The sequence below is a fragment of the Burkholderia sp. Bp9012 genome, from assembly GCF_003853825.1.
GTDB classification, from domain to species: Bacteria; Pseudomonadota; Gammaproteobacteria; order Burkholderiales; family Burkholderiaceae; genus Burkholderia; species Burkholderia diffusa.
In genome coordinates this window covers 316,371-331,960 of sequence record NZ_QTQA01000005.1, presented here as the reverse complement: position 1 = coordinate 331,960, position 15,590 = coordinate 316,371, and the positions used below count along the sequence as shown (strand labels likewise).

Here is a 15,590-nt window from a genome sequence, read left to right as displayed (position 1 = left end):
ACGACCGGCAGCGGGGCTGCGGCCGGTCCGTTCATCGCGCGTCCCGCACGTTCGCCAGCCCCGTCCGGAACCCGACCGCATGATCCGGTGCATGTCATCGCGAACGTCGATGGATGCGCCGGACGTATCAACGCCAACAGAGAACAATGACGACAACCTATCCGCTGCATGACACATTGACGTACGCCGACACGGCGTTTCCGGCCGAAGCCGACATCGTGATCGCCGGCGCCGGCATCATGGGCTGCGCGGCCGCCTATTACCTCGGCCTGCGCGGCCTGAAGGCCGTCGTGCTCGACAAGTCGCGCATCGCCGGCCAGCAATCGACGCGCGCTTGGGGCTTCGTGCGGCAGCAGGGCCGCGAGTCCGCCGAAGTGCCGCTGATGATGGCCGGCATGCGGATCTGGGAAGGGCTCGAGCAGGCGCTCGGCTTCGATCTCGAATGGCGGCAGGGCGGTTGCCTCTATATGGCGGACAACGAAGACGACTGGGCATCGTTCCAGGCGTGGCTCGCGGTTGCACGCGAACACGGGCTCGACACGCGCACGCTGACACGCGCGGAAATCGACGCGCGCGTGACCGGCCTGTCGGCGCAAGCGCGCACGCTCGGCGGGTTGTATACGGCGACCGACGGGCAGGCCGAGCCGCGCCGTGTGGCCGCCGCGTTCGCGGCGCGCGCGACCGAAGCCGGCGCGCGTTTCTTCGAAGGCTGCGGCGTGACGGCGATCGAGACGGCCGGCGGCGCGGTCGTCGGCGTCGTGACCGAGCGCGGCACGATCCGCACGCGACGCGTGATCTGCGCGGCCGGCGCGACCAGCTTCCGGCTGCTCGACGGCGTCGGCATCCGGCTGCCGCAGCAGGCCGTGCGCGGCACCTGCATGCGCACCAACGTGCTGCCCGACGTGTCCGCATCGACGATCTGGGGGCACGGCCTCGGCATTCGGCAACGCAGGAATGGTGCGATCAATCTCGCCGACGACATGCAGGTCGACGTCGACCTGACGCTCGGCCACCTGCGCGGCTTGAGCCTGTTCTGGCCGGAGTTCTGGTCGCAGCGCGAGAAGTTCCGGCTGCATCTGAATGCGGCGGCGTGGCGGGATGTCCGCGCGCGCATCGGCGGTGGCGGCGGCGCGATCGAGCCGCGCGATCCGCAGCCGCAGCCGAATCGCGCGCATGCGCCGCGCGCGCTCGCGAAGCTGAAGGCGATCTTTCCCGCGCTGAAGGACGCGCAGATCGTCGAGGCCTGGGCCGGCCTGATCGACGTGGTGCCCGACGGAATTCCGGTGATCGACGCGCCTGGCACGCCGTCCGGGCTCGCGATCGCGACCGGCTTCTGCGGGCACGGCTTCGCGATGGGGCCGATCGTCGGACGGCTGCTGGCCGAATGGGTCGATACGGGCGAGCCGTCGCTCGACCTGTCGGCGTTCCGTGCACGGCGTTTCGCCGACGGGACGATGGTCCGGCCGCGCAGCATGCTGTAGCGGACGTGCTCGCGTGTTCCCGTCGTAGAATCGAGCCCGCAATCTTCAGGAGATTCCCCGTTGGCAACGCCCTCCGACAAGCGCCGCTCGTTGCGCTCACGCCTGCGTCGTACCCGCGACCCATGGCGGGCGCCGCGTGCGCGCACGCTGTTCACGCGTCCGGCGACGTCGCCGCGGCGCACGCTGCTGTTCCGTCTCGGCGCGGTCGTGGTGCTGTGCGTGCTCGCGTTTCTCGTGCTGTACCTCGATCGCGACGGCCTGCGCGATTCGACCAAGAGCACGCCGATGAACGTCGCGGACCTCGTGTACTTCACGATGGTCACGGTCGCGACGGTCGGCTACGGCGACATCGTGCCGGTCACCGCGCGCGCGCGTCTGATCGATGCGTTCTTCATCGTGCCGATCCGCATCGGCATCTGGTTCATCTTCCTGGGCACGGCATATCAGTTCGTGATCCAGCGCGTCATCGAGGAATTCCGCATGAAACGCCTGCAGAAGCAGCTGTCCGATCACATCGTCGTATGTGGCTACGGCCTGTCGGGGTCGATCGCCGTGCGCGAGCTGCTCGAAAGCGGGGTCGATCCGTCGACGATCATCGTGATCGACGCGCAGCAGCAGGCGCTCGAGGCCGCGACGTCGCTCGGCGTGACCGGGCTGCTTGGCGATCCCGCGCACGAGGATCTGCTGCAGCAGGCGCAGGTGCGCGCGGCGAAGGCCGTGATCATCTCGGTGACCGACGACCCGACCGCGATCCTGCTGACGCTGTCGGTGCGCAGCATCGCGCCGGAGACGAAGATCGTCGTGCGGATCCAGGAGAACCTGTATCAGCGGCAACTGCGGCAGGCAGGCGCGGACGTGATCGTGTCGTCGACGAAGATCGGCGCGCTGCTGCTCGCGGACGCGGTGCATAGCCGCTATATCGTGCCGTTCGTGAACGACATGCTGTCGACGCGCGGGCGGGCGACGCTGCTGGAGCGCGAGGCGTTGCAGCACGAAATCGGCTGCATGACGAACGTCGTGCCAGGCGCGATCGTCGTCGGGCTCGATCGCTGCGGGAAGATCCATTCGTTCTACGAGGATCCGCCGTGCCGGATCGAGGCGGGCGATACGCTGGTCGTGATCCAGTCGGCGAGGATTCCGGACCCGGACATGTGAGGGCCGGTTGGGCAATAACCCGGCATGGCAGCCACTGCCGCGCCGTGACCTGTGCATCCCCGCTTGATAAGCCACCGCGCGTTATTTAGTATGACGTAATCGCGTCGTGCGCCGCGCACGAGCGTGATCATCGAGGAGACACATGCAATTCAGGTCGGCGGCGCCCCAGACGATCGTCGTGATCGGTGTCGTGATTGCCTGCGCGCTCATGGGTCTGTGCGTGCTGCAGTTGTTCCAGAGCCGCAACGACGCCCTCGAGCGGGCGAGCGAAACTTCCCGCAATCTGGGCCTGATCGCCGAGCGCGACATCGAACGCAATTTCGAACTCTACGACCTGTCGCTGCAGGCGGTCATCGCCGGGCTTCAACGTCACGACGTGATGGCTGCACCGGCGACCTTGCGGCGCGCGGTGCTGTTCGATAACGCGATGACGGCACAGTTTCTCGGTTCGATGCTGGTGCTCGACGCCGGCGGCAACATCGTCCTCGATTCCGCCAGCGACGTGCCGCGCCGCGGCAATTTCGCCGATCGCAAGTACTTCACCGTCCACCGCGACAATCCGGATGCAGGACTCTATGTCAGCGACCCGTTCCCGTCCCGCCTGCGCGGCGGCTCGCTCAGCATTGGGCTCACGCGGCGGATCTCGAACCCCGACGGCTCGTTTGCCGGCATCGTGCTCATCGCGGTCAACCTCGAGTATTTCCATCAGCTGTTTGCCGGCCTGTCGCTCGGACAACATGGATCGATCTCGCTGATCGGCAACGACGGCGTGATGGTGATGCGTCAGCCGTACGACGTCCACACCATCGGTCGCGACATCAGCCAGGCCGCGACGTTCAAGCGGTTCCAGGCCACGCGTGAGGGTGTGTTCTCCGAAACCGCGTCGCTCGACGGCGTGCGTCGCCTCTACTACTTCAGGCACCTGCCGAAGCTGCCGCTGATCGTCATGGTCGCGGAAGCGGAGCAGGATATCTATGCGGCATGGCGGCACCGCGCCGTGACGATCGGCGCGCTGGTGGCGACGTTCGGCGCCGCGTTCATCGCGGTGTCCTTCATGCTCGCCACGCAGCTCCGGCACCGGATGCGCGCCGAGTCGGAACTCGTGCTGCTCGCCCGCACCGATGGTCTCACCGGCCTGAACAATCGCCGCAGCTTCGCGGAAGTGCTGGAACGCGAATGGCGTCGCGCGCGGCGCGCACGATCGGTTTTCTCGTTGCTGTTCGTCGATGTCGATCGCTTCAAGGCCTATAACGATACCTACGGCCATCAGGCGGGCGACGACGCGCTGGCTGCGGTCGCGCGCTGCATCGGCGAGAACATCCGACGGCCGGCCGATACCGCGGCCCGCTATGGCGGAGAGGAATTCGTCGTGCTGCTGCCCGATACGTCCGAGCCGGGCGCCGCCCAGATTGCCGAACGGATTCGCGCGGCGATCGACGAGCTGCCGCTCGAGCACGCCGGCAGCGAATACGGACATGTCACGGCCAGTATCGGCCTGGCGAGCTGGACGCCCGAGCACGATGCCGAGGCCGACGCCGTGATCAAGGCAGCCGACGAGGCGTTGTACTACGCGAAGGCGACCGGCCGGAACAAGGTTGCCGCCTTTCAGCCGCCGGCGTGACGCGAGTCACGACATGCGGCCGCAAGACGTTATGACGTACACCGAATAATTTATCGATTTATATCGGTTGGGAATGCCGGATCGCGAGAACAGAATCATCGCTTCCGGAACCCGAATGCATGTGTGCCGGCGCTCCAGCATCCACTTGTCCTGTGATGGTGACCGCGTGTGCACGTGTCGGGTTCCTGTCTCCACGTAGACTTCGCCGGCCATGCGGCGAACAAGGGAATGCGATGAGTTCGATCGACCTGAACGCTGTCACGCCGGTTTCCGCGCCCATTCGCTCGGCGAGCGATGTGGCGCGCCTGATCAATTCGACGGACAGCTCCGTCGGCCATGCACGGATGATCGTGCTGCTCGCGCTCGGCGGCGTGTTTCTCGATGCGTACGATCTGACGACGCTGTCTTACGGCATCGACGACGTCTCGCGCGAATTCGGCCTGACGCCCGCGCTGACCGGGCTGGTCGGCTCGGCGATCATGATCGGCACGATCTTCGGCAGCCTGATCGGCGGATGGCTGACCGACAAGATCGGCCGCTACCAGGTGTTCATGGCCGACATGCTGTTCTTCGTGATCGCGGCGATCGCGGCCGGCCTCGCGCCGAACGTCTGGGTGCTGATCGGCGCGCGCTTCGTGATGGGGCTCGGGGTCGGCATCGACCTGCCCGTCGCGATGGCGTTTCTCGCGGAATTCTCGAAGTTCAGCGGCCGCGGCAACAAGGCGTCGCGGCTCGCCGCATGGTGCCCGATGTGGTACGTCGCGTCGTCGGTGTGTTTCCTGCTGATCTTCGGCATGTATTTCCTCCTGCCGGCCGAGCATGCGGGATGGCTGTGGCGCGCGTCGCTGATCTTCGGCGCGGTGCCCGCGCTCGTCATCATCCTGGTCCGGAATCGCTTCATGAACGAATCGCCGTTGTGGGCCGCGAACCAGGGCGATCTGGCCAATGCCGCGCGCATTCTTCGCGAGTCGTACGGCATTCACGCCCATGAAGCGGACGATGTGCCGCGTGCGCCGAGCCAGCCGCCCGTGCGGATTCGCGTGCTGTTCCAGCGTCCGTATCTCGGGCGAACGATCGTCGCCAGCGTGATGAACCTGTGCATTCCGTTTGAATACACGGCGATCGCGTTCTTCCTGCCGTCGATCCTGTCGCAGTTTCTCGGCGCGGGCGTGTTCGAGACGATCGCGGCGTCGCTTGCGCTGAACGTGCTGTTCGCGTTTACCGGCGGCTTGCTCGGCATGCGCCTTGCGTATCGATATCCGTCGCGCCACGTCGCGATCGCGGGTTTCGCGCTGCAGTTCGTCGCACTCGTCGCGCTCGCGCTGGCGGGGCATCCGCATGGCGCACTCGCGGTCGGCCTCGTGCTGCTGATGCTCGGCACCTGGCTGTTCGCCGAGGGCTTCGGGCCGGGTGCGCAGATGATGATCTATCCCACGCTGTCCTATCCGGCGGCGATCCGCGGCACGGGGGTCGGCTTCGGGCGCTCGCTGTGCGGGATCGGCCAGGCGCTCGCGCTGTTCGTGCTGCCGGTCCTGCAGGCCCGTCTCGGCACGGACATGTTCTGGGTCGTCGCAGTCAGCGCGGCCACGCCGATCGTGTTCCTGTTGATCGTGCGCCATGAACCGACGGCGCGCGATATCGACGACGAGGCGGCGGCGTGAAGGCGGGCCTTGCCGGGATCCGCAAAACAAGTTCGCCGCAACGCCGGCCTTCGCGCTACAGTTGGCGTCATCCGCCTTCCGCCGAAGGCCGACCCGAGGTCGAACCATGCAACTTCAAACCGGCAACCTGTTCAATGTCGAAGCAACGCGCGGCAACGACGAGCGGGTCGATGTGCTCGTCGCCGGCGCGCGCCTGAACGTCGAGCGGATCGTGTCACTGGGGCATACGAGCCCCGACGGGTTCTGGTATGACGATTCGCGCGCCGAATGGGTGGTGCTGCTGTCGGGCGCCGCGGTGCTCGAGTTCGAAGCGGACGCGACGCTGCACGACATGCGCCCAGGCGACTACGTGCTGATCGAACCGCATTGCCGGCATCGCGTCGCGTGGACGCATCCCGACGAGCCGAGCGTCTGGCTCGCGATCTATCACGATCGCTGAAACGCGCGGGGCGCCGCGTTACCCGCGCCCCACGAACGGCATCGTGGTCGCCATGATCGTCATGTTCAGGATGTTCGTATCCAGCGGAAGATTCGCCATCTGCACGACCGCGTTCGCGACGTGCGTGACGTCCATCCGCGCCTCGGGCGCCATGCGTCCATCGGCCTGCAGCACGCCTTCCGTCATGCGATCCGTCAGCGACGTCGCCGCGTTGCCGATGTCGATCTGACCGCACGCGATGTTGTACGCGCGGCCGTCGAGCGCGAGCGACTTGGTGATGCCGGCCACCGCGTGCTTGGTGGCCGTATACGCGATCGTGTTCGGGCGCGGCGTATAGGCGGAGATCGAGCCGTTGTTGATGATCCGGCCACCCTGCGGCGTTTGCGCCTTCATCACGCGCCACGCGGCCCGCGCGCACAGAAAGACGCCCGTCAGGTTCGTCGCGACGACGTCGTTCCATACGTCGAACGCGTATTCGTCGAGCGGAACGGCCGGCGCGTTGCGGCCGGCATTGTTGAAGAGGACGTCCAGCCGCCCGAACTGCCGCGCGATCTGCGCGAACGCGTGTTCGACCGATGCTTCGTCGGTGACGTCGGCCGGAAACGCGTGTGCGTCGCCGTGGGCGGCGACGATGGCCTCTTTCGTCTCACGCAGCGATGCTTCCTTGCGTCCGATCAGCGCGACGGTATATCCGGCGTTCGCGAGTGCGATTGCCGCCGCGCGACCGATGCCGGATCCGGCGCCCGTGACGACGGCGATCTTCTTCGAGACAGACATGGCTTGATTCCCTGCGGGTTGGGTGAGGAAAGCGGCGGCGGCCGCGCGATGCACTCGCCGTGCGCCGGTCGAAGCGACATGCTACCGCGCACGCCGAATTTCGCGACGCGCGCGACTATTTCCTGCGCGCCGGCGGGGCCTTCCGTGCGCGCGTTCCGGTTTCCGCGAACAGGCTGACCACGACCTCCCGCAACCAGCGGTTGCCTTCGTCCTGATTCACGCGCGCATGCCACAGCATGTGAATCGGCGCACCTGGCAGCGTGACCGGCAACGCGCGCCAGCCCAGCGAAAACGGCGCCGCGAGCTGCAGCGCAAGATGTTCCGGCACGGTCGCGATCAGGTCGGTGCGCTGCAGGATGTAGCCGACGCTCATGAAATGCGGCACCGTCAGCCGCACGCGGCGTTTCACGCGGCGCCGCTTCAGCCATTCGTCCACCTGCCCGTGACCGGTGCCTGCCGACACCACGACCAGATGCTCGGCGTCGCGCCACGCGTCGACGGTCAGCGGCGCGTCTTCGAGCGGATGCCCGCGCCGGAACAGGCACACGTAGCGCTGATCGAACAGCCGGCGCTGATAGAACCCGCCCTGAAGCTGCGGCAACAGCCCGATCGCGAGATCGACGCGGCCGTCGGCCATCTCGTCGCGGAGGTTGACGCTCGTGTTGCGCACCGTATTGAGCGCGATGCCCGGCGCTGCGCGCGACAGGTGTTCGAGCAGCGCGGGCAGAAACACGACTTCGCCGATATCGGTCATCCCGATCGTCATCGTACGCGACGCGCGCAGCGGATCGAACCCGGTCTCGGGGTTGAGCGCGGCATGCAGCGTCGACAGCGCGTGCGCAACCGGTTCGGCCAGGCGCTGCGCGAACGGCGTCGGGACCACGCCGCCCGGGCCGCGCACGAACAGCGGATCGCCGAGCCGGCGGCGCAGCTTCGCGAGCGCGTTGCTGACGCCCGGCTGGCTCATGTTCATCTGCTCGGCGACGCTCGACACGCGCCGTTCCTGCATCAGCCGCTGAAACAGCAGCAACAGATTGAGGTCGATCTCGCTCAGTTCCATGGTTCGGCGTGGCCTCCGGTCATTCCGTTCAGTGATGAAGCGGATTCCCGGCATTTTATTGTGGGATGACGAGACGCTGCTGAAAATACCGACACGGCGCAAGCATTCGACAGGCGCGCCGGGCAGGTCACGCGCGCCGCGCGCCTCGACCACGCATTACTTGAATATCGGAGACACGTTCATCATGCAGACGAAACTGAGGATCGCGATCGTCGGTGCCGGCATCGGCGGCCTGACGCTGGCGCTTGCATTGCGCGAACAGGGCATCGACGCGCAGTTGTACGAGCAAACCGACGTGCTGCGCGAGGTGGGGGCGGCCGTCGCGCTGTCGGCCAACGCGACGCGTTTCTATGAACGGATGGGATTGCGCCCGGCTTTCGACGCGGTGTGCGCGGAGATCCCGGGCCTCGTCTATCGCGACGGACGCAGCGGCGCGGTGATCGGCCATCATCGCGGGGAGCCCGACTACCGCCGGCAGTTCGGCGGCTCGTACTGGGGCGTGCACCGAGCTGACCTGCAGGCGATTCTGTCGAAGGCGGTCGGGGTCGAGCAGATTCATCTCGGCCATCGGCTCGTCGATCTCGCGCAGCATCCGGAACGCGTCACGCTGACCTTCGCCAACGGCGAACGTGTCGACGCCGATCTCGTGATCGGTGCGGACGGCGCGCGTTCGATCACGCGGCGTTGGATGCTCGGCTACGACGACGTGCTGTATTCGGGTTGCTCGGGTTTTCGCGGCGTGGTGCCGGCCGAGCGGATGGACCTGCTGCCCGATCCCGCGACCATTCAGTTCTGGGTCGGGCCGCACGGTCATCTGCTGCACTATCCGATCGGCGACAACGGCGACCAGAACTTCCTGCTGGTCGAGCGTCATCCGTCGCCGTGGCCGTCGCGCGACTGGGTCATGCCGGCGGAGGAGGGCGAGCAACTGCGCCTGTTCGGGGACTGGCATCCGGCGGTGGTGCAGATGATCACCGCGGTGCCGATCAGCCAGCGCTGGGGGCTGTTCCACCGGCCGCCGCTCGGCCGCTGGAGCCGCGGGCGCGTGACGCTGATCGGCGATGCCGCGCATGCGCTGGTGCCGCATCACGGGCAGGGCGCGAATCAGTCGATCGAGGACGCGATGGTGCTGGCCGCGCAACTGGCGAAGGCGGGGCCGGGCAACTGGCGCGAGGCGCAGGAGGCTTACGAGCGGCTGCGGCGCGGCCGCACGCGCAAGGTGCAGTACGCGTCGATTTCCGCGGCCGACGTGCTGCATCTGCCCGACGGGCCGGCCGCGCAGGCGCGCAATGCGCGGCTCGGCGAGCGCGACAGCGTGCTGCATCACCTGGACTGGATTCACGATTTCGACGCACTCGCCGACGAGCCGAACGAGCGGCAAGGCGGGACGTGGCTTTGACCTGACAGGCGCGGCGCAAGCCGCGGCAGTGCGCCGGGCGACCGGTGCGGCGGTTACGCGGTCGTCCGTCGGGAATGCGGTCCGGCCGCGCAGCCGTCACGCGTAGTCGGCCACCTGTTCCGCATCGCGCTTGACCTGTTCGATGTCGCGAAACCGCGCGGCCGGATGCGCGTCCGGCAGCCGCGCCGACCCGCCGAACAGCTTCTCGCGCAGCGTGCCCGGTGCGTATTCGGTCGGATAGACACCGCGCCGCTGCAACTCCGGCACCAGGTAGCGCACGATGTCCTCGAAGGTTTCGTGCGCAACGGCATACGCAAGATTGAAGCCGTCGACGTCGGTCGCGGCGACCCATTCCTGCAGGATGTCGGCGACGGTCCGCGCGGAACCGACGAATACGGGCCCCATCCCGCCGATGCCGCCCCAGGCCGCCAGTTCCTCGATCGTCCATGCGGTATCGCCGCCGGCCAGATGCTCGACGGCCGACACGATCGCATTCGTCTCGACGCGCCGGACGGGATCGGTCGGTGCGTACTGGCCGAAATCGATGCCGGTCCAGCCGGACATGAACACGAGCGAACCGTCGTACGAAACATAGCGGCGGTACTCGTCGAATTTCGCCTGTGCCTTCTCGTCGGTCTCGTCGACGATCACGGTGACGAGGTTGTAGATCAGCACGTCATGCGGGTCGCGACCCGCGGCCGCGGCTTGCGCACGCACGTCGGCGACATAGCGCGCGAGTTGAGGGCGCGTCGGCGCGGCGACGAACACGCATTCGGCGTGTCGAGCGGCGAACGCCTTGCCGGGGCCGGACGCGCCGGCCTGGAACAGCACCGGCGTGCGCTGCGGCGACGGTTCGCACAGGTGATAGCCGGGCACGTCGAAGAAGCGCCCCTTGTGGCCAATCTCGTGCACCTTCTCCGGATGCGTGAACACGCGGCCGTCGCGATCGCGCACGACCGCGCCGTCTTCCCAGCTGCCTTCGAACAGCTTGTACAGCACCTCGACGTATTCGGCCGCGACCGCATAGCGGTCGTCGTGCGTGCGCAGCCCGTTGTCGCCGACGTTCTTCGCGCCGCTTTCCAGATAAGACGTGACGATATTCCACGCGAGCCGGCCCTTCGTGTGATGGTCGGCGGTCGACAGCCGGCGCGCGAACGTGTACGGATGCTCGAACGTCGTCGACGCGGTGATGCCGATGCCGAGATGCTCGGTCGCCATCGCGATCGGCGCGGCGAGCTGCAGCGGATCGTTGACCGGAATCTGCGCGGCCTGATGCAGCGCGTGGTAGTTGCTGCCCTGGTAGACGTCGTAATAGCCGATCACGTCCGCGATGAAGATCGCGTCGAAGATCCCGCGCTCGAGCACGCGCGCGAGATCGGTCCAGTAGTCGAGATCCTTGTACTGCCACGAACGATCGCGCGGATGCGCCCACAGGCCGGGAGACTGATGGCCGACGCAATTCATCTCGAACGCGTTGAAGCGAATGGTCTTGCTCATCGTGCGGCTCCCGATTCCGTGCCGGCGCCTGCACTTGCACCATTGCCGACGCGCCAGACGAACGGCGGCGTGCGTCCGTTGATGACCCAGTCGCCGACGATCCGCGCCTTGTAGACGAGCGGATTGTGCGACGACACCGTGCGCGCGTTGCGCCAGTGACGATCGAGCGCGGTCGTACTGCGCGTCGCGGAGGCGCCGAGCGCGTCGAACAGGCGTGTCGCCGCGCGCAGCACGAGTTCCGACACGACGAGCTGGCTTTGCGCGGATTCGATTTCGGCCGCGACGTTCGCGGCACGTTCAGCCTCATCGTCGCCACCGAAGCGTGCGACGTACGCCTGCTGCAGCGGCTGTGCGGCGCGCAGCGCAAGCGCATCGGCCGCATAGGCCCACGACGCGATTTCGCCGATCACCTGCTGAAGTTGCGCATCGTCGCCGGCGCGCGCTGCGTTGCCGTGGCTGTATACGCGCGAGCGGTTGCGCACGAGTTCGCCCGCGTCGCGCACGATCGCATGGCCGATGCCGGCCAGCGTGGCGACATGGAACAGCTGGTAGAACGCGGTCTGGTATTTGAAGCGGCGTGCGAAATCGATCACGTTGTCGGCGTCGACCGCCGCATTCTCGAAGCGTGTCGTGCCGCTGCCGGTCGTCGTCTGGCCGAAGCCGTCCCAGTCGTCGTCGCGGATCACGCCGGGCTGCGCGGTGGCGACCGCGACGATCACGTCGCTGCCGTCGTGCGCGCGCTGCGCGAATACGTCGATCCAGTCCGCGAACAAACTGCCGGTGCTGTAGAACTTGCGGCCGTTCAGCACGAACCGGCCGTTCTGCTCCGACACCTTGGTGATCGTCTGGCCAAGCGGGACGTCGCCGGCTTCCGACCATGCGTTGCCGACGAGCTGGCCGCTCGCGAAGCGGTCGAACCACGTCGTGCGCAGCGGCCCGGGCGGCGCGTTCAGCCAGTCCTCGACGAACGCGAAGTGTCCGCGCAATGCCTGCGGCAGATTGGAATCGGCGGCGGCGAGTTCGGTCAGCAGCCGGAACAGCTGCGGCAGCGATGCGCCGGCACCGCCGTCGCGCACCGGCAGCCGTATCGCGCCGAAGCCGGCGGCCTTGAGCCAGCCGATCGCTTCGTGCGGCAGTTCGCGGCGGCGTTCGCGCTCGGCGGTGCCGGCGGCGATGCGCTCGAAGAGGGGGCGAAACCGGCTCGCGAGTGCGTCGTAGTCGGTGCCGGTGGAAAGATCGGTATCTGCGTGCGACGAAGTCATGCGGTGTTCCTCGAAGGGCGGGGCCGTTTGCATCGGGATGCCAGTATAGGAAGCACGCCGTGCGCATTCCAATAACGGATTCGCAGATCGTTATCGTCGCTGCGCATTACGCGGATCAACGATGGGAGGCGTCGACGCTCGGGCATCGATTGCGATGCCGAAGCGCGGAGGCGGGCGCCGTTCTGTGCAATGCAGTTTGTTATCCGAAGGAATATCGATACGAGAATCGCTCGGTTTGCCGGCTTGCGGGACGCTGCTAGATTGAGTGCTTTCGTCATTCGACAGGAGAGCTCGATGTCAGATACGAGTGCGACGATTCAGGCGCGCCCGGCCGACGCAGGACCGCAGGTTGCCCGCGTAATCGCCGACGACGCGCAGGCGATCGCGGTCGCGCATGCACTTGCGCAGCGGCTGGCCGAAGGGGCAGCCGAACGCGATCGCGAGCGCCGGTTGCCGCGCGACGAGATCGAATGGTTCTCGCAGTCGGGGCTGTGGGCGATCACGGTGCCGAAGGCGTACGGCGGCGCGGGTGTATCGCACGTGACGCTCACCGAGGTGATCAAGATCGTTTCTGCGGCCGATGCGTCGCTCGGGCAGTTGCCGCAGAACCACTTCGGGCTGGTCGACGTGATCGCGCTGACCGGCACCGACGCGCAGAAGCGCCATTTCTTCGCCGAAATCCTCAGCGGCAAGCGTTTCGGCAACGGTTTCTCGGAGAAGGGCACGAAGCATGTGCTCGACCTGAAGACGCGCGTGCGGCGCGACGGCGACGACTATCTCGTCGACGGCACGAAGTTCTACTCGACCGGCGCACTGTTCGCGCACTACGTGCCGGTGCTCGGCCTCGACGATGCGCGGCAGGCGTGGCTCGCGTACGTCCCGCAGCCGACGCCCGGGCTGACCGTGATCGACGACTGGTCGGGCTTCGGGCAGCGCACGACCGCAAGCGGCACGGTGGTGCTCGACGGCGTGCGCGTGCCGGCTTCGCATGTGCTGAACGCGCAGCGCGTATCGGACGAACCGACGCTCAACGGCCCGCTGTCGCAGATCATCCAGGCGGCGATCGATGCCGGCATCGCGAGGGCCGCGATCGCCGATACCGAGACGTTCGTGCGCACGCGCACGCGGCCCTGGGTCGACAGCGGCGTCGAGCGCGCGGTCGACGATCCGTTGATCGTCCGCGAGATCGGCCGTCTGCATATCCAGCTGCATGCTGCGGAAGCGCTGCTCGAACGCGCGGCGCGCACGCTCGACGAGATCGGCGCGCGCGGCACCGTGACCGACGACGATGTCGCGCGTGCGTCGGTCGCGGTCGGCGAGGCGAAGGTGCTCACGACCGAGATCGCGCTGCTCGCGGGCGAGAAGCTGTTCGAGCTGGCCGGCACGCAGTCGACGCTCGCCGAGCACAATCTCGACCGGCACTGGCGCAATGCGCGCACGCACACGCTGCACGATCCGGTGCGGTGGAAGTATCACCTCGTCGGCAACTACTACCTGAACGGGGTGCGGCCGGCGCGTCACGCGTGGAATTGATCCGACGCTTTCGCGAGCCGAAATGTCGCGCGCGCCAGCCATGCTGCGCAGCATGTGCCGTCTCCCGGGCGAACTTTCCGTCGCATCGCTGAGCCGCATGCCGCCCGGACTTTGTCCTGCGCGGCATGCGAGCCGTTCTTTCGTCCCGCTGCGCTGAAATCGGTGCCGGCCCACCCGGCACGTCGATCGGCGCGGCCGCGCCCACGCGGCATTCGACCGTCTTCCGGAATCCCGCGACGCTGATCCGGCATCCGCCGATTATTACGCGAATGTTGATTCTGTATCGATTTAGTGTATCGATACAGAAGATGATATAGTGCGGCCAAACCACGCGAGCGATTTCTCCGGAAGATAGAGGGCCGTATCGCGAGGCTCCCCGAAACCGCTTTGCTCACCGGATTTCTCACGGACGATTTCCATGCGTTTACCCGGCTTTTCCGCGCTTGTCGCGCTTTTCCTCATTGCGACGGACCCCGCATCGGCGGCCGTGCAGGCCGCGGATCGCGTCGCCGCGGGCAAGGCGCTGGCCGTCGCGGCCGACTGCGTCGCGTGCCATACGGTGCAGGGAGGGCAGCCGTTCGCGGGCGGCCTCGCGATGCCGTTGCCGATGGGCGACATCTACTCGACCAACATCACGCCGGACAAGCAAACGGGGATCGGCAACTACTCGGAGCAGGAATTCGCGAACGTGCTGCGCAAGGGGCTTCGGCGCGACGGCGGCAACCTGTATCCGGCAATGCCGTATCCGTCGTACACGAAGTTCAGCGACGACGACATCGCGAACCTGTACGCGTATTTCATGCACGGCGTCGCGCCGGTGCACCAGCCGAACCGCCAGCCGGATTTCCCGTGGCCGCTGACCATGCGCTGGCCGCTGAAGATCTGGAACGCGCTGTATCTGCGCGAAGGCGCGTATGTGCCGAAGCACGGGCGGGACGCCGAGTGGAATCGCGGCGCCTACCTGGTGCAGGGCGCCGCGCACTGCGGCACCTGTCATACGCCGCGCGGCATCGGGATGCAGGAGCTGGCCTACGACGAAACCGGCGCCGGCTATCTCGGCGGCGCGCCGCTCGCGGGCTGGCAGGCGTTCAACATCACGCGCGACCGCGACGCGGGCATCGGCACGTGGACGACCGCGCAGATCGTCCAGTACCTGCGCACCGGCAACGTGCCGGGCAAGGCACAGGCGGCCGGCCCGATGGCGGAAGCGGTCGAACACAGCTTCAGCCGCATGAGCGACCGCGATCTGAATGCGATCGCCGCCTATTTGTCGACCGTGCCGGCGGCGAAGGGCGCCGATATCGCACCGCGTTCCGCGCAGGGGCGCAAGACCGACGATTACGTCGCGGTACGCGCCGCGGCCGTGATGGGCAGCCCGGCGCCGGCCGGCGCGTCGCTCTACCTCGATCATTGCGCGAGCTGTCACGGGATGACGGGCGCCGGCACGGCGGACGGATTCTTCCCGTCGCTGTTCGCCAACAGCGCGGTCGGCACCGCCACCGCGTCGAACCTGCTGCAGGTGGTCATGCATGGCGCGAGCGTGAACAACGGCGCCGCGCACTATTTCATGCCGGCGTTCCAGACCGAACTCAAGGATGACGAAGTGGCGACCTTGGTGAACTACTTGAGCGACCGGTTCGGCAATGGCAAGACTCGCGTGAGCGCGGCGGATGTCGCGAAGATTCGCACGGCCCCCGCCCACTGA

At 67.1% G+C, this 15,590-nt stretch carries 12 protein-coding genes; 8 read left to right on the top strand and 4 right to left on the bottom strand.

Annotation, left to right across the window (positions count from 1 at the left end):
• The first annotated feature begins 146 nt into the window (after positions 1-146).
• The 5 genes from DIE11_RS09515 (at position 147) to DIE11_RS09495 (ending at position 6,357) form a co-directional block, all read left to right on the top strand.
• On the top strand, positions 147-1,481 hold the full coding sequence (locus DIE11_RS09515; protein ID WP_124623134.1) for an FAD-binding oxidoreductase: 1,335 nt from the start codon (positions 147-149) through the stop codon (positions 1,479-1,481).
• A gap of 60 nt (positions 1,482-1,541) precedes the next feature.
• The gene (locus DIE11_RS09510; protein WP_124623132.1) at positions 1,542-2,636 is read left to right on the top strand and encodes a TrkA family potassium uptake protein; all 1,095 of its coding nucleotides are present in this window, start codon (positions 1,542-1,544) and stop codon (positions 2,634-2,636) included.
• 142 nt (positions 2,637-2,778) lie between these two features.
• A complete protein-coding gene (locus DIE11_RS09505) occupies positions 2,779-4,257 on the top strand; it encodes a sensor domain-containing diguanylate cyclase (protein WP_124623130.1) in 1,479 nt (492 codons plus the stop codon).
• Between the two features lie 233 nt (positions 4,258-4,490).
• Entirely contained in the window at positions 4,491-5,918 is a 1,428-nt protein-coding gene (locus DIE11_RS09500; protein ID WP_124623126.1) for an MFS transporter, read from the top strand.
• A 106-nt stretch (positions 5,919-6,024) separates the two neighbouring features.
• Positions 6,025-6,357: a cupin domain-containing protein gene (locus tag DIE11_RS09495; protein ID WP_124623124.1), complete on the top strand. Its 333-nt coding sequence runs from the start codon at positions 6,025-6,027 to the stop codon at positions 6,355-6,357.
• Positions 6,358-6,375: 18 nt separating this feature from the next.
• Here DIE11_RS09495 and DIE11_RS09490 read toward each other — a convergent pair whose 3' ends face one another.
• Positions 6,376-7,134: an SDR family oxidoreductase gene (locus tag DIE11_RS09490; protein ID WP_059607135.1), complete on the bottom strand. Its 759-nt coding sequence runs from the start codon at positions 7,132-7,134 to the stop codon at positions 6,376-6,378.
• A 115-nt stretch (positions 7,135-7,249) separates the two neighbouring features.
• Positions 7,250-8,194 carry a LysR family transcriptional regulator gene (locus DIE11_RS09485; RefSeq protein WP_124623122.1) on the bottom strand — a complete coding sequence of 315 codons (945 nt, stop codon included), beginning with the start codon at positions 8,192-8,194 and terminating at the stop codon, positions 7,250-7,252.
• A gap of 184 nt (positions 8,195-8,378) precedes the next feature.
• On the opposite strand from DIE11_RS09485, the gene DIE11_RS09480 reads away from it, so the two are divergent.
• Complete coding sequence (locus tag DIE11_RS09480) at positions 8,379-9,593, top strand: FAD-dependent monooxygenase (protein WP_124623120.1); 1,215 nt, start codon at positions 8,379-8,381, stop codon at positions 9,591-9,593.
• A gap of 96 nt (positions 9,594-9,689) precedes the next feature.
• Here DIE11_RS09480 and DIE11_RS09475 read toward each other — a convergent pair whose 3' ends face one another.
• Positions 9,690-11,090, bottom strand: coding sequence for an LLM class flavin-dependent oxidoreductase (locus tag DIE11_RS09475; RefSeq protein WP_124623118.1), 1,401 nt, complete (start codon positions 11,088-11,090; stop codon positions 9,690-9,692).
• On the bottom strand, positions 11,087-12,352 hold the full coding sequence (locus DIE11_RS09470) for an acyl-CoA dehydrogenase family protein (RefSeq protein WP_124623115.1): 1,266 nt from the start codon (positions 12,350-12,352) through the stop codon (positions 11,087-11,089). Before DIE11_RS09470 ends, DIE11_RS09475 begins: the two co-directional genes overlap by 4 nt.
• 294 nt (positions 12,353-12,646) lie before the next feature.
• Between DIE11_RS09470 and DIE11_RS09465 the strand changes: the two genes are divergently transcribed.
• Both DIE11_RS09465 and DIE11_RS09460 read left to right on the top strand, forming a co-directional pair.
• Positions 12,647-13,885: an SfnB family sulfur acquisition oxidoreductase gene (locus DIE11_RS09465; protein ID WP_124623113.1), complete on the top strand. Its 1,239-nt coding sequence runs from the start codon at positions 12,647-12,649 to the stop codon at positions 13,883-13,885.
• Positions 13,886-14,303: 418 nt separating this feature from the next.
• Entirely contained in the window at positions 14,304-15,590 is a 1,287-nt protein-coding gene (locus DIE11_RS09460; RefSeq protein ID WP_124623111.1) for a cytochrome c, read from the top strand.

Excerpts from the sequence above, each read along its gene's own strand:
- DIE11_RS09515 (WP_124623134.1), top strand. The coding sequence starts at position 147 with ATGACGACAACCTATCCGCTGCATGACACATTGACGTACGCCGACACG.
- DIE11_RS09505 (WP_124623130.1), top strand. The coding sequence starts at position 2,779 with ATGCAATTCAGGTCGGCGGCGCCCCAGACGATCGTCGTGATCGGTGTC.
- DIE11_RS09500 (WP_124623126.1), top strand. The coding sequence starts at position 4,491 with ATGAGTTCGATCGACCTGAACGCTGTCACGCCGGTTTCCGCGCCCATT.
- DIE11_RS09495 (WP_124623124.1), top strand. The coding sequence starts at position 6,025 with ATGCAACTTCAAACCGGCAACCTGTTCAATGTCGAAGCAACGCGCGGC.
- DIE11_RS09490 (WP_059607135.1), bottom strand. The coding sequence starts at position 7,134 with ATGTCTGTCTCGAAGAAGATCGCCGTCGTCACGGGCGCCGGATCCGGC.
- DIE11_RS09485 (WP_124623122.1), bottom strand. The coding sequence starts at position 8,194 with ATGGAACTGAGCGAGATCGACCTCAATCTGTTGCTGCTGTTTCAGCGG.
- DIE11_RS09480 (WP_124623120.1), top strand. The coding sequence starts at position 8,379 with ATGCAGACGAAACTGAGGATCGCGATCGTCGGTGCCGGCATCGGCGGC.
- DIE11_RS09475 (WP_124623118.1), bottom strand. The coding sequence starts at position 11,090 with ATGAGCAAGACCATTCGCTTCAACGCGTTCGAGATGAATTGCGTCGGC.
- DIE11_RS09470 (WP_124623115.1), bottom strand. The coding sequence starts at position 12,352 with ATGACTTCGTCGCACGCAGATACCGATCTTTCCACCGGCACCGACTAC.
- DIE11_RS09465 (WP_124623113.1), top strand. The coding sequence starts at position 12,647 with ATGTCAGATACGAGTGCGACGATTCAGGCGCGCCCGGCCGACGCAGGA.
- DIE11_RS09460 (WP_124623111.1), top strand. The coding sequence starts at position 14,304 with ATGCGTTTACCCGGCTTTTCCGCGCTTGTCGCGCTTTTCCTCATTGCG.